Source organism: Gordonibacter urolithinfaciens (assembly GCF_900199375.1).
In the GTDB taxonomy this organism is placed as follows: domain Bacteria; phylum Actinomycetota; class Coriobacteriia; order Coriobacteriales; family Eggerthellaceae; genus Gordonibacter; species Gordonibacter urolithinfaciens.
Map to the genome: position 1 here is coordinate 18,469 of NZ_LT900217.1, position 14,048 is coordinate 32,516.

Annotated in this window: 11 protein-coding genes; 5 read left to right on the plus strand and 6 right to left on the minus strand. The window is 66.3% G+C overall.

All coding sequences use genetic code 11. The features are described 5' to 3' along the window. Positions 1–290 precede the first annotated feature (290 nt). From BN3560_RS14820 to BN3560_RS00115, 5 genes are all read left to right on the plus strand, one after another. On the plus strand, positions 291–515 hold the full coding sequence (locus BN3560_RS14820) for a zinc-ribbon domain-containing protein (RefSeq protein ID WP_096228009.1): 225 nt from the start codon (positions 291–293) through the stop codon (positions 513–515). A 74-nt stretch (positions 516–589) separates the two neighbouring features. Then, positions 590–3,214 carry a molybdopterin-dependent oxidoreductase gene (locus BN3560_RS00100; protein ID WP_096226505.1) on the plus strand — a complete coding sequence of 875 codons (2,625 nt, stop codon included), beginning with the start codon at positions 590–592 and terminating at the stop codon, positions 3,212–3,214. A gap of 2 nt (positions 3,215–3,216) precedes the next feature. Then, positions 3,217–4,038 (plus strand): 4Fe-4S dicluster domain-containing protein, encoded by an 822-nt coding sequence (locus BN3560_RS00105; protein ID WP_096226506.1) that lies wholly within the window; start codon positions 3,217–3,219, stop codon positions 4,036–4,038. A 218-nt stretch (positions 4,039–4,256) separates the two neighbouring features. Continuing rightward, the gene (locus tag BN3560_RS00110) at positions 4,257–5,690 is read left to right on the plus strand and encodes an SLC13 family permease (RefSeq protein ID WP_096226507.1); all 1,434 of its coding nucleotides are present in this window, start codon (positions 4,257–4,259) and stop codon (positions 5,688–5,690) included. 127 nt (positions 5,691–5,817) lie between these two features. Beyond that, positions 5,818–7,077, plus strand: coding sequence for an MFS transporter (locus BN3560_RS00115; protein WP_157780517.1), 1,260 nt, complete (start codon positions 5,818–5,820; stop codon positions 7,075–7,077). A gap of 77 nt (positions 7,078–7,154) precedes the next feature. Here BN3560_RS00115 and uvsE read toward each other — a convergent pair whose 3' ends face one another. The 6 genes from uvsE to BN3560_RS00140 all read right to left on the minus strand — a co-directional run bounded on the left by uvsE (position 7,155) and on the right by BN3560_RS00140 (position 14,046). Further along, entirely contained in the window at positions 7,155–8,456 is a 1,302-nt protein-coding gene (gene uvsE / locus BN3560_RS00120) for a UV DNA damage repair endonuclease UvsE (protein WP_096226509.1), read from the minus strand. 143 nt (positions 8,457–8,599) lie between these two features. Continuing rightward, positions 8,600–8,830 carry a hypothetical protein gene (locus tag BN3560_RS14200; RefSeq protein ID WP_123649915.1) on the minus strand — a complete coding sequence of 77 codons (231 nt, stop codon included), beginning with the start codon at positions 8,828–8,830 and terminating at the stop codon, positions 8,600–8,602. 89 nt (positions 8,831–8,919) lie between these two features. Beyond that, positions 8,920–10,104 (minus strand): MFS transporter, encoded by a 1,185-nt coding sequence (locus BN3560_RS00125; protein WP_096226510.1) that lies wholly within the window; start codon positions 10,102–10,104, stop codon positions 8,920–8,922. Between the two features lie 140 nt (positions 10,105–10,244). Further along, entirely contained in the window at positions 10,245–10,706 is a 462-nt protein-coding gene (locus BN3560_RS00130; protein ID WP_096226511.1) for a VOC family protein, read from the minus strand. A gap of 93 nt (positions 10,707–10,799) precedes the next feature. Further along, positions 10,800–11,546, minus strand: coding sequence for a 4Fe-4S dicluster domain-containing protein (locus BN3560_RS00135; RefSeq protein WP_096226512.1), 747 nt, complete (start codon positions 11,544–11,546; stop codon positions 10,800–10,802). 1 nt (position 11,547) lies between these two features. After that, entirely contained in the window at positions 11,548–14,046 is a 2,499-nt protein-coding gene (locus tag BN3560_RS00140) for a molybdopterin-containing oxidoreductase family protein (protein ID WP_096226513.1), read from the minus strand. Between the last annotated feature and the right edge of the window lie 2 nt (positions 14,047–14,048).

The following is a 14,048-nucleotide window of genomic DNA, read 5'->3' on the forward strand; positions in this document are numbered from 1 at the left end:
CGATTATAGGAGCGGGAAGGCGCATGCGGGAGCCGCGTTTTCCCGATAGCCTATCGGGAAATCCGATCACCCTGATGGCAGGCCGCGTGATCGGTTTTCCCGATGACCCATCGGGAAAACCGCACAAGGGCCCCGCAGGGGCGCTCCTATAATCGGGGGCATCGAAGACGAACCGCACCGGACAGGTGCTGCTCCCATAACGATTTTCCGCAGGCATTCCCCGCGTGCACTACCGCGGCTTCGGCCCCCGAAGGCCGCGTGACCATGGAAGTTGAGAGAGGAGTTCCGTCATGTGCTTCAGACCACCCACCGTCGACAACGGACCCGTGAAGTGCCCCAAGTGCGGCGCCGAGGTCGACCCGAAGGCCGACGCCTGCCCGAGCTGCGGCGCCAAGGCGGCGCCGATGCCCGGGATCCCCACGCCCCCGGGCGCTCCCACCCCGCCGCCGGTCCCCGGCGTGCCCGGGGCGCCGAAGGCGCCGAGCGTGCCCAAGCCGCCCGCACCGACCGCGTAGAACCGCCGGCGCCTGCCCCCCCCCCCGAGGAGGAAGCACCGGCGCCGGACATCCAGACCAGGAGAGGAGAGAGCATGGGGAACAACGTGTTGGGCACGCCCATCGTGAAGGGCCTGGGCTTCAACAGCTTCGGCATCGGCACGAACGCGTGCTCGGTCGACATCGACGAGGAGAACGATAAGATACTGCGCATCCGCCCGCTGCGCTTCGACGAGCACTACACGCCCGAGGACCTGAACGCCTGGAAGCTCGAGGCCCGCGGAAAGACCTTCGAGCCGGGCTTCAAGACGCTCATCTCGCCGCTGTCGCTGTGCTACAAGAAGCGCGTGTACTCGAAGAACCGCATCCCCTACCCGATGAAGCGCGTGGACTGGGACCCGGAGGGCGAGCGCAACCCGCAGAACCGCGGCACGAGCGGCTACGTGCGCATCAGCTGGGACGAGGCGTGCTCGCTCATCGCCAGCGAGATCAAGCGCGTGCACGAGGCCTACGGGCCCGCGTCGATCCTCTGCGAGCTCGACGGCCACGGCGAGACGAAGTTCGTCCACGCGCCGCACGGCTGCCAGAGCCGCATGTTCGACCTTATAGGCTCCTACACGCTGCAAACCCGCCAGCCTGACAGCTGGGAGGGCTGGTACTGGGGCGCGAAGCACATGTGGGGCATGGACCCCTTGGGGCAGAACTCGCAGATGAACAACGTTATCCGCGACGTGGCGCAAAACGGCGACGCGGTGCTCTTCTGGGGCTGCGACGTGGAGACCACGCCGCTCGGCTGGGGCGGCTACCTGGCCAGCCGCCTGTGCTACTGGTTCACCGAGCTCGGCATCAAGCAGATCCACATCTCGCCGGACGTGAACTACACCAACGCCGTGCACGCCGACAAGTGGATACCGGTCAAGCCCAACACCGACGCGGCCCTGCAGCTGGCCATCGCCTACACGTGGATCAAGGAGGGCACCTACGACCAGGCCTACCTCGACACGCACGCCGTGGGCTTCGAGAACTTCAAGTACTACGTCATGGGCGGCGAGGACGGCGTGCCGAAGACGCCGAAGTGGGCCGAGGCCATCTGCGGCGTGCCCAGCTACACCATCAAGGCGTTCGCACGCTATTGGGCCAAGCACGCGGTTTCCATCGCGCACTGCAACGGCGGCTCCTACATCCGCTCCTGCTACGCGCACGAGCCGGCGCGCCTCGAGGTGGCGCTCTTGGGCATGCAGGGCCTGGGCAAGCCGGGCGCCAACCAGTTCAAGTTCATCGAGTGGACGCTCTACGGCATGGACACCGTGACGCCCTTGCCGCCGTCGGTCGAGATCCCCGACTGCAGCCCGGCCTACCGCGGCTGGTACCGCAGCTTCCCCAAGAGCTTCATCCCCAAGACCATGATCCCCGAGGCCATCATGAACCCGCCCGTCTCCTGGTACGGCCACATCGGCGCCGGGTTCCCGCGCGAGGACCAGTTCGACGGCCCCTACACGTTCCCCCTCGAGGGCAACGAGCGCCTGCACATGATCTGGTCGGACACCCCGTGCTGGGAGACGTGCTGGAACGGCGGCAACGAGATGCAGGAGGCCCTGCGCCACCCGTCCATCGAGTTCATCGTCGTGCAGCACCCCTGGATGGAGAACGACTGCTTCTTCGCCGACGTCATCCTGCCCACGAACACGAAGTTCGAGACGGAGGACATCGGCACGGACTCCGACAACGGCCAGTGGAACCTCGTGTACTACGAGCGCCAGGCCATCAAGCCGCGCCTGGAGTCGAAGTCCGACATGGAGGCCGTGGGCGAGGTGGCCAAGGCATTGGAGAAGTTCGGCGGCATCTACGAGAACCTCTACGAGCGCTACATGGGCGGCAAGACCTGCGAGGAGTACATCCAGGCCGGCTTCGAAAACACGGGCGCAGCCAAGAAGATGGACTTCGAGGAGTTCAAGGAGAAGCAGTACTACCCGTTCCCCACGCGCGAGGGGTGGGAGGAGATGCCGGCCGGCCTCATCCAGTTCTACGAGGATCCGGAGGGGCACCCGCTCCAGACGCCTTCCGGCAAGCTGGAATACTACTCCACGACGCTCGCCAGCCAGTTCCCCGACGATAAGGAGCGCGGGCCCATCCCGCACTGGGTCGACGAGGGCGCGGGGCACCAGGAGCGCCAGTACCTGGAGCGCGGCCGGAAGTACCCCTTCCTGCTGGTGTCGAACCACCCGCGGTGGCGCGTGCACGCGAACCTCGACGACGTCACCTGGTTCCGCGAGATGGAGGAGACGTGCAAGGTGACGGGCCCCGACGGCTACAAGTACGAGCCGGTGTGGGTGCATCCGAGCGACGCGGGCCTGCTGGGCCTGGAGACGGGCGACATCGTGAAGCTGTACAACGAGCGCGGCGCGGTGCTGGGCGGCGTGCGTGTGACCGAGCGCATCATGCCGAGCGTGGTGTACCAGGACCACGGCAGCCGCGTGGACTCGGTGGTGCTCGGCCGCGGCGGTTTGGACCGCGGCGGCGCGAACAACCTCATCGCGCCCTACGCCACCACCTCGACGCACGCGTTCGGCGAGGTGACGAGCGGTTTCCTGGTGAACATCGAGAAGGTCGACGTGCTCGCGCTGGCCGCGCAGTACCCGGAGGCGTTCGGGCGCGACTACGATCCCGGCTGCGGGCTGGTGGCCACGGCGCGCGTCGTCGACGAAGGGGAAGGGGAGTAGCCATGGGCAAGGTGTTCGTGTTCGACGTCGCCAAGTGCAACGGGTGCCGCAACTGCCAGATAGCCTGCAAGGACGAGCACGTGGACAACGACTGGTCGCCCATCGCGAGGCCGCAGCCCGACACGGGCCACTTCTGGTGCCGCATAGAGGAGCGCGTGCGCGGCCAGGTGCCGAAGGTGAGGGTGTCCTACGTCATGCACCGCTGCCAGCACTGCGCCGACGCGCCCTGCATGGCCGCGGCGCCCGAGGCGGTCTACCGCCGCGAGGACGGCCTGGTCATCGTGGACCCGGAGAAGGCGGCCGGGAGGCGCGACCTCGTGGAGGCGTGCCCCTACGGCGCGATCTTCTGGAACGGGGAGCTGGGCATCCCGCAGAAGTGCACCGGCTGCGCCCACCTCGTGGACGCCGGCGAGGTCCCGCACTGCGTGGACGTGTGCCCGCACGGCGCCCTGCGCTTCGGCGACGAGGAGGACCTCGCCGAGGAGATCGCGGCGGCGGAGGCCCTCGTGCCCGAGCGCGCCGCCGCCGACAAGCCGCGCGTATTCTACCTGAACCTGCCGAGGCGCTTCCTGGCCGGCGTCGTTGTGGACCCGGAGGCCGACGAGGTGGTGGCCGGCGCGAGGGTCACGGCCGAGAACCTGGCCACGGGCGAGGTGCTGGCGGCCGAGGCCGACGAGTTCGGCGACTTCTGGTTCCACCAGGTGGGCGCCGCCGAGTGGCGCGTGTACGCGGAGGCGGAGGGCTACCTCACCCGCGTGCTGGAGGCCTCGACCGTGGACGAGGACCGCAACATGGGCCCGGTCGAGCTGTACCGGGCAGAGTAGCCGACGAACCAGGGGCCGACTGTGGCCGGCCCCTGGAAGAAGAGCCTGGGAACGGCGGCCCGCCCTTGGCGGGGCCGCCGTCGAAGGGGGCTCGCATGCGCGACGTTGGCGGATGCGAGCCCGATATAACACGACGCGGCCGCGCTCGGGGGAAGGAGGCGGGAGGCGCGGCTTCTACAGGGGATCTGCCACGTTCTTTCTTTAAGGAGGAGAGACAAATGGCACAAGAAGCGTTAACGAAGTTCTTCAGCAAAGAGGGGTTCCTGAACAAGAGGGGATTGGGCATCGTCATAGCCGTGGCCATCCTCGTGGTAGCATCGTTCGTGCCCGAGTCGCCCGACCTGTCCCACCAGGGCATCATGGCCATCGCATCGCTCTTGTTCGCCGTGTCGCTGTGGGTATGCGGCTCGTTCTCCGTGGGCGTGACGGGCATTCTGGCCCTCGTCATAGCCGTGGTCATGGGCGCGACCGACTACAAGGCCGTGTTCAGCGGGTTCGGCGTGTCGGTGGTGTTCTACGTCATCGCCATCTTCGCGCTGCCGGCGCTGCTGCTCAAGACGCAGTGGGGCGTGCGCCTCGTGGCCAAGCTGTTCAAGCTGACGGGGGAGAGCTCCGAGAAGCTCATCCTCGCGTTCATGATCGGCACGTGCCTCATCTCCACCATCATGTCCGACGTGCCTGCCGCGGTGCTGTTCATGGGTATTTCCTACGTCGTGCTCAAGGCGGCCGGCGCCCAGCCCGGCAAGTCGCGGCTCGGCAAGTGCATGATGATCGCCATCCCCATCGCTGCCGTCATCGGCGGCGTGGTCACACCGGCCGGCAGCTCGTTCAACATGGTGGCCATGGGCGTGCTCACCGGCGCCACCGGCCAGACTATCAGCTTCCTGAACTGGATCATCGTGGGCCTGCCCATCGCCATCCTGTGCATCCCGCTGTGTTGGTTCTCCATCGTGAAGATCCTCAAGCCCGAGCAGCTCGACTCGAGCGCCTACGACAGCCTGCGCCAGGCGGCCGAGGACGCCGGCAAGCCCACGGGCTTCGAGGTGCGCGCGCTCGTCATGATCCTCGCGCTGCCCGTGCTATGGATCCTCGGCACGTGGATTCCGCTGCTGAACGTCACGACCGTGGCCATCATCGGCCTGGCCATCATGATGTTCCCCGGCCTGAACCTGCTCACGTGGGACGAGTTCAGCAAGCAGGTGCCCTGGACCATCATCCTCATGATGGGCTCGGTGCTGTCGCTCGGCAACATCTTCAGCGCCTCGGGCGCCGACAAGTTCGTCACGAACCTGTTCATGAGCAGCGGCGTGGCCGACCTGAACTTCACGGTGTTCCTGTTGATCACCGTTGCGTTCATCTACCTGCTGCACACCATCGCCCCGGTGGGCGCGGCCATCATCAGCCTGTTTTTGCCCATCCTCATCGGCATCTGCACGACGCTCGGCGTCTCCCCGGCCATCCCCACGATGCTGCTCGCCTTCATCGTGGCCGGCAACTTCCTCTTGCCGGTGAACCCGACGCTCATCGTCACGTACGGCGAGGGGTACTACACGTTCGGCGACATGTTCAAGGCCGGTGTGATCCCCGCCATCATCTTCTGCGTGTGCATGGTGCTCTGGGTGCCGTTCATCTGCGGCGTGCTGGGACTGTAGGACTTCCCACCGCGTTTGGCGCCAGCCACCTCGGCGCCGCACTATGGGCTCCCCGGCGAGATCCGGGGAGCCTTTTTCAACTACGACGATCCGCGGGGCGCATCCCCTGCGGCGAAGGGAGTATTTCGTGGATACCAGCGCTCGTCCCCGCTCCACGTACCAGAACCACGTGCTCGTGTCGGTGCTGCTCGTGCTGGCAGGCATCGCCGTGGCGCTCGGGCAGTTCAAGGTGCCCTCCATCATGCCGGCCATCATGGAGCAGTTCGATATGGACGTGGGCTCCGCCTCCATGCTCATGTCGGTGTTCACGCTGGCGGGCATCTTCCTGTCTCTTCCCACGGGCTTCCTGGCGCGGCGCTTCGGCGCCAAGAACATGATGGTGGCCGCCGTCGTCGTCATGGTGGTCGGCACGGCTGTGGGGACGCTGGCTACCTCGGCCGCCATCCTCGTGCTGTCGCGGGCCGTCGAAGGCGTGGCGCTCGTGTTCTGCGGCGTGAGCGCACCGCTTGCCATCAGGGCCTACGTTGCACCCGAAAAGGTGGGCTTCGCGAGCGGCATCTGGGCGCTGTGGTTCTCGCTCGGGTCGTTCGTCGGCGGGGTGCTCACGCCGACCGTGTTCGGGGCGATCGGTTTCCAGGGAACATGGTGCGTCATGGCAGGCATCGCGCTCGTGGCGGGCGGGCTCATGCTGCTGTTCGTGCGACCGGTTGGCGGAGGACGCTTCCTCGAGAGCGTCCTGCGGCCGCAAGATGGCGCGCCTCGCGAGAAGATGAGCATGAAAGGCCTGTTCAGCCGTAACGTGTTGCTGGTACTCGGCGGGTTCCTCATGTTCAACATGGTGCTCATCTCGTTCCTGTCTTTCAGCCCGACGTTTTTGCAGGGCGAGGGCATGGACGCGACGCTCGCCGGGTTCGCCAGCACGCTGCCCATGCTCGTCGCGGTGGCCAGCTCGCCGCTGTTCGGCGTGCTGGCCGACAAAACCGGCCGGCTCAAGGCGCTTATGGTGGCATCCATGCTGGTCATGGGTCCCTGCGCGTTCGCGCTGCTCACCACGGCCGGCCCCGCCCTCTGGGCGGCCGCGCTCGTCATGGGCATGGTGGGGCTCGGCGCCCCCACGATGTTCCTGATCGTGTACCCGTCGGTGGTGGAGAACAAGGATGCCATGCCTATCGCCATGGGATTCCTCGTGCTCACTCAGAGCCTGGGCCAGTTCCTCGGCTCTTCCCTCGTACCCGCGGTGCTCGGCGCCGGGGGATGGGCCGCCGCCGGCGCCTTCGCGCTCGTGCTGGGCCTCGTGGGCACGGGGCTGCTCGCGCTCGTGCGGCTGGAGGCGCCTGCGAAGGATGCCGTCGCCCACGGCGAGGACGCCGCGAGCACGGCCGTCTAGGAACAGGCGAGAAGGTCTGCCGGATAGCCCGTATCAGAGTTGCTCTAACACGGGCTATCGTCTTCTGCAGACGCCGCTCAGAGATCGAAATAATACGAATGCAGCAGGTACCCCTGCCCGTAGCGGGCAGCTAGCTTCTCCAGCCGCCGCTTCACCGCGCCGAGGCCTGCCTGCCCGAGCTCGTAGCGTTCCATGAGCCGCGCGAACGACGCGCGCTCGCGGGCGGTGGCGAGCCCCGACACGTAGCCCCACACGTGCTGCGCCGCGTTGCGTCCGCCGCCCCGTGTGGGCGGGAGGGCGAGGGCGCCGTCGACCAGGCGGTAGAACTCCTGCACCGGATAGGCATCCTTGTCCTTCAGCAGGTTCCTCACCTGCTGGTACGCCGCCTGGTCGCGCTCGAGCACGCTGTACTTGCACGTCGCCCACGCCCGTTCGAGCGCTGCCGCCGTGCCGTGCTCGTCGAGGACGTTCAGGCACTTCAACGCCGACGCGTTCTTGTCCTTCACCTCCAGCATCACGTCGGGGGCCCGCCCTTCGAGCGACGCAGCGAAAGCAAGGAACCCGTCAAGGCCTATCGTGTCGGTGTGGCTGCCGTGCCTCCTGCCCGGCGCCTGCTGCGCGTAGTGCACCTTCTGCGGTCCGTCCTGCGGCCCCCAGGTACGCGCCGCCGCATCGAGGAGCTCGAGCTCTCCCCGGCCGCCAGGGTCGTGGTTCAGCCGATGGTGGAGCACGTCGAACACCATCGGGATGCCGCAGGCCGCGCTCGCCGCCAGCGCGTCCTCGGCCGTGAACAGGCGGTCGTCGTTCTCGACGACCAGCCGTCGGCGCACGCCCGCATCCAGTTCGCGGCAGCGTGCGACGAAGCGCCTCAAGGCGGTTTTCTTGTCGCCGTAGGCGCCGCCCACGTGCAGGACGACCTTGGCCTCGGCGCCGGTGCCCAGCGCGTCGAGGAAGGCCGCGTGGTAGGCCAGGTCCGCCACGGCGCGGCGCACGACATCGTCGTCGGGGGAGTTCAGCACCGTGTACTGCCCCGGGTGCATGCTGAGGCGCACCCGGTTCTCGGCGGCCAGCTCCCCGATGGCCGCGAGCCGCTCCCCGAACGCATGCGCCCAGTCCAGGCGGTTCGCCGGGCTCGACCCGAACGGGATGACGTCCGAGCCTATGCGGAAGAGCCGGATGCCGTTGGCTCCGCAGTAGCGGACGACCGCCTCCAGCGCCGACAGGTTGGCGCCGATGGCCTCCGCCAGCCGCTCGTCGCTCGCGTTCCGCATGACCAGGGAACGCATGCGCCCCTCGGGAAGACCGAGCGTCTTCGATGCGTACCCGATGTTCATGGCATCGCCTGCCTTTCCGCGCCTCGCCGTCCATGCGGCCAGCATAGGCGCTCGCGGCAGGGACCCGCCGTTTCCGTTGCAGAACCGACATGCACGGCCCTTCCCACTACGTTAGAGTAACTCTAAGTCGCGTTGCTGGCGGCCCGAGGGCAGGAAGGAAAGGGGCGGTTCCGGAGCGATCGCGCCGCTTAGGCCTTTGGGACGTTGGGGGCCTTCGGAGCCGAGGGGGAGGCAGGCGGCTTCGGGGCAGCCGGGGCTGCGGGAAGCGGCTTCTCTCCCTTCAAATAGGGGACGAGATCGCATCGGCAGTGCGGGCACCTCTTCAAGACGATGCCGCTCAGCACCTGGATATCCTGGCCGCACTCGGGGCATTTGCTCGAGCTTGCGTCTGCCGACGCATCGGCTGGTCTGAAGCACATGGCTACCACTCCTTTTCGAGCCCTACCCGGGCACCGCCGCGCTTTGCGGACGGCGCCCGGCCTTGAACGCTGGCTTTCCGTTGCCGTCTCTACCTGAACTTGCACAGGGCAAGCGCTGCGGTGCCGGCGAAGCCGATCACGCACATCACGATGCCGGTGAGCATCCACGAGGATACGTCGGGCCCGAGTAGCAGGGGGACCAGCCAGGTGCCCAGGAACTGGCCGAGGCTCTGCACCAGCATGAGCACGCCCATGCCGATGGACATGAGCTCCGGGCGGCCCAGGACGTTGATGTACGACGTCAGGCACATGACCGGTCCGCCCAAGCCCACGAGGCCCATGACGATGGCGCCGACCCACATCAAAGGGCCGGTCTGGGTGAGCAGGAGCAGCGTGCAGGGTCCCATGACGAGCATTGCGGCCAGGTACAGCGGCTTGCAGCGGCCCAGCTTGTCGGACAGAGCGCCGAACAGCGGGGACGATATGACGGCGAGCAGCATGGGAAGCGTGCTGACGAAGCCGGACAGCGTCGGGTCGACGCCCTGCTGCTGCAAGAAGGTGGGGCCGAAGCTCAGCACCGCCATCAGCGTCATGTTGAAGACGAGGAAGGCGGCGAAGAACAGCAGGATGTTCGGCTTCACGAGCTCGCCGTAACCCACCTTCCCCTCTGTAGGAGCGTCCGCGGCCCCCTCGAGCGCCTCGCCGGGGTTCTTGACGATCACGGCGACCACGATGGCGAACACCACGGCCGCGGCGGCGTAGATCACCCACACGCCCGCGAAACCGGTGGAAGCGTACAGCGTGGGGGTCAGCACGCCGCCGACCACCGAACCGAGGCAGACCCAGAGCGCCCAGATGCCCGTCGCGGAACCGATCTTGTCGGGGGAGACGTACTTCTGCACGGCCAGGGGGCCGCAGATGGTCACGAAGATGAACGCCACGCCCTCGATGGCGCGGGAGACGATGAGAACCATGCCGTTGCCCGCGAAGGCGCCCAGCAACGAACCGACTGCGATGATCGCGGCAGCGGCGAGCAGCATGGTCTTCGGGCCGAACCTCTTCGCGAGCGCCCCCGTGGGAAGCGCCAGGATAATGCCCACGAACGTGAAGATGGACATGAGCCACGAAGCGGAGCTCGCATCCATGCCCATGTTCGCCATGATGTCGCCCATGACGACGGGAACCTTGAACTGGATCGTGGCGATAGCCGTTCCGAACAGGAGCATGACGACGGCGATCAGCGCCCAGTTCCCGTATTTCTTACTGGTGCTCATAAGGCACCTCCTCCTTTGGTGTTTCGCATGCACGAACCAGGCCCTTCGCTAAAAAGGCGATACCTTCGGCATTTTTTTCGCCTCCTCGTTGCGAAAAGCCTGGAAGCGAGAGCGGGTTGGACCTTTGCTGCCCTTTCGGCCTACAACGCCCTTAGGTTGTCCTGCACGGCTTCGAAACGCTCGCCGCCGGGGCCGCGGAAGAACATGATCTTAAGCTGCGCACCCCCTTCGCCGCAGACGGTGAAGACGTCGGCGTCGTCGCCTGCCAGGGGACGGTCGAACTCCAAGGGCGGGTCGAACGGGCCCGCCTCGACGGCGACGCCCTTCTCGCCCAGATGCGCGACGAAGCCGTCCATGTCGTCCACGCGCAGCGCCACGTGGTTAAGGCAGTTCGCGGCGGCCTCGCACGTGCGCTTGTCCTCGCATTCCAGCAGCTCGAAGACAAGATCCCCCCTCATGGCCCATGCCATCTTGAGCGGCTTGTCGCCCTCCAAAGCGTCCGACCTGAACAGCAGCCTGCAGCCGAGCACGTCCTCGTAGAACGTTATGGACTCCTCGATATCGCGGCAGTAGATCCCTGCATGATGAAAGACCGATTCCATGGGTTCCCCCTATCGCATGCATTCGGCAAGAGGCGGGATGCGCGGCGCATGAGTTCCGGCCGCCGTGCATCCCGCGATGATGGCTCGTTGACGCTATCCTTGGTCGCTCGACGTGGCGGCCATGACCTCGGCCACGGTGGCGTTCTTCATGCGCAGCTCGCGGATGCACATGACGTCGGCGCCGAACTCCGTGACGCTGTCGCAGTCGCCCGCGTACACGTCGTCGGTGGCGGTGCGGCGCTTGGTGAGCTGGACGGCCTTTTCCGCATCGTAGGGAACGAGCTGCTCCTTGGGCGGGTTCGCCTTGGCGACCCAGTTGGGCATGGTCAGCTCGGGATCGGGCATGGTCTCTATCTGGCGCACGTCGCCGTACTTCTCCACCAGCTCGTCGATGGGGCCGAAGTCCAGGGCGCGCATCGGGCAGGAGGCCACGCACAGGGGCAGCTGGCCCTTCTCCAAGCGGTCGATGCACAGGGTGCATTTGCTCATCTTGGTGCCGGGCTCGTCGCTCGCGAACTTCGGCGCACCGTAGGGGCAGGCCTGGAAGCAGTTGCGGTCGCCCTGGCACTTGTCCTGGTCAACCAGCACGGCGCCGTACTTTTCCTCCTTGAAGATCGCGCCGTGCTCGCAGGCGGAGGCGCACACGGGGTTGTCGCAATGCCCGCAGCTGAAGGCCAGGATGCCGATGGACGTGAGCGGGAACGCGTTTTTCTCCCACATGTAGACGCTCATCCACTTCTCGGGGCCGGGTGCGATGTCGTACCAGTCCTTGCAGGCCACCGAGCAGGCCTTGCAGCCGTAGCAGCGTCCCTGGTCGAAGAAGAATCCGTACTGGGCCATGTTATTCTCCCACCTTCCTGATCTCCACGAGGCCGGCCGTCAGCAGCGCGCCCACCACATGCGGCAGGTGCGTGTCGCCTATGAGGAGGTTGCAGTTGCCGGCTTCGTCGATGCCGTAGGGCATGAGCTTGGACTTCCTGACGTTGTCGAACTTGGACCATTCGCCATGCCCGATGGACACGGTGCCGGGCAGCAGCTTCGACGAGACGTACGCGGTGATCTCCACTTCGCCGAACTGGTTGTACACCAGCACGCGGTCGCCCGTCTTGATGCCGCGGTCGGCGGCGTCGGCGGGGGACATGCGCACCATATGCTCGTAGCAGTCGCCCTTGAGCCAGGGGTTCTGGTCGTTGGACGAGTGCTGGCGGTACGTGGACACCGGCGTGACCATGGACAGCGGGAAGTTCTTCGTCCACGGGTGGTAGTAGCTGTCGTTCGCGGGCAGGTCCTGGTAGGTGGGCTGCCAGCGCGGGTAGGCGTCCATCTGCCCGCCGTAGCGGGTCTTCGTCAGGTCGTTGCCCTTCACGAAGGAGCTCTCGAACTCTATCTTGCCGGACGGCGTCTTGAAGGGGGAGCGGCCCCATTCGACCGTGTTCTTGAAGGGGTAGAACCACTCGCCGGGCTCGCCGGGAACGCGGACGATGGGCAGCTTCTGGAACTCCTCCCATGAGGGCGGCTCCACCTCGTAGTAGCCCAGAAGGCCGTTCTCGTCCTCGGCCCACTTCTCGTAGGCCGGCTTGTAGATACGCTCGATGACCTGCTCGTCCCAGTCGCGCCAGTCGGTCACGTCGAGCATCTTCGGGCAGTACTTGTCGGCGAAGCCGAGGCGGCGGGCCAGCTCCATCCAGACCCAGTCCTTCGAACGGACCTCGCCCGGGGGGTTCACGCCCTTGCCGGCGAACAGGAAGTAGTTCATCATGCCGGACGGCGAGTTCCAGAAGCGGTTGATGCCGAAGAAGTGCATGTCCGTGGACTCGAACTGGATGACGGGGGAGGGCAGCACGATGTCGAGGAACTCGATGGAGGGCTGGTCGTGGAAGTACTGCCAGCCCCAGGAGAACTCCATGTCCGCGAAGCCCTGCATGCGCTTGGACACATGATGCTGGTTGTTGATGTAGTTGTTCGGGATGATGGCCATCTTCAGGTTCGGCAGCGGGCTGTCGGCCGGGCAGCCGATGCGGCGGCGGAACTCGTCCTCGGTGATCTCGCCGGCAGCGTAGAGCTTCTGGCAGTGCATGACCTCGGTCACCTTGTTGTTGTTATTGGTGATGGGGTTCACCACGTCGCCCTTGATCTGGCCGGTGTCGGGCACGGGCGCGAAGAGGCGGGGCTGGGTCACCAGGTTGGCACCGCCGCCCTCGCAGCCGCCGGGAATGGACAGGTTGCCGGTCATAGCCTGCAGGAGCATGGCCACGGCGGCGGCGTAGTCGCCCAGGTTGCGCTTGGACACGCCGTACATCTGCTGCAGGTGGACGGGCTTCATGGACGCGTAGTAGCGGGCGAAGGCCCCGATGGTCTCGGCCGGGATGCCGGTGATCGGCTCGGCCCATTCAGGAGTGTGAGCAACGCCGTCCACCTCGCCGACGACGTACTTGCGCCACTCCTCGAAGCCATCGGGCTCCACCCACTGCGCCACGTACTCGTGGTCGTAGAGGTCCTCGGTGTAGAGCACGTAGGCCACCGCCAGGCCGAACGCCGTGTCGGTTCCGGGGCGGATGGGTATCCACTGGGCGCCCAGGGCCTCGGCGCTCACGTTGTACACCGGGTCGATCAGGATGAACTTGCAGCCGCGCTCCTGGGCCAGCTTCATGTAGTAGGGCACGTGGCCGAACCAGGACACCATGGGATCGAAGCCCCACAGCACCACGAGCTTGGAGTTCAGCAGGTCGGGGGCCTCGAAGCCGGGGAATGCGTCGGACGTTCCCTTGATGAGGCAGTCGGTGAGGCGCACGCCCAGGTGGAAGTCCTCGGCGGCGGCGCTGCCGGAGGTCGAGTGGTCGCCCCAGCCGGTGATGGTGCCCGGCATGTAGGAGGCGAACGGGAAGTCGGAGCTCTCGAACGCCACGTAGTAGCAGTAGTACAGCCAGGGATGGTCGGGGTTCTCCTCGGCCATCTGCTTCATCTTGCCCGCGATGGTGTCGAGCGCCTCGTCCCAGGAGATGCGCTCGAAACGACCCTTGCCGGAGCCTTTCCCGCCCACGCGCTTCATGGGGTACAGCAGGCGGTTCTCCGAGTAGAGCTCCTGGCGCCACGCATGGCCCATGGGGCAGGCGCGCGCCTGGAGCATGCCGGTCTGGACGGCGTTCTCGTCGTCGTCCTCGCGGGCGACGCCCGGGTTCACCGAGTCGTCGGGCTCAATGGCGATGATTTTGTCATCCTTAACGCTGCACTTGATCAGGCAGGTGGCGTCCCAACAACCGTTGTTGTGGCAGGTGGTGTAGAAGTAATCGACCCCCTCGTGACGCTCGCCTAGTTTCTCGACTACCGATTCCCTTGACATCG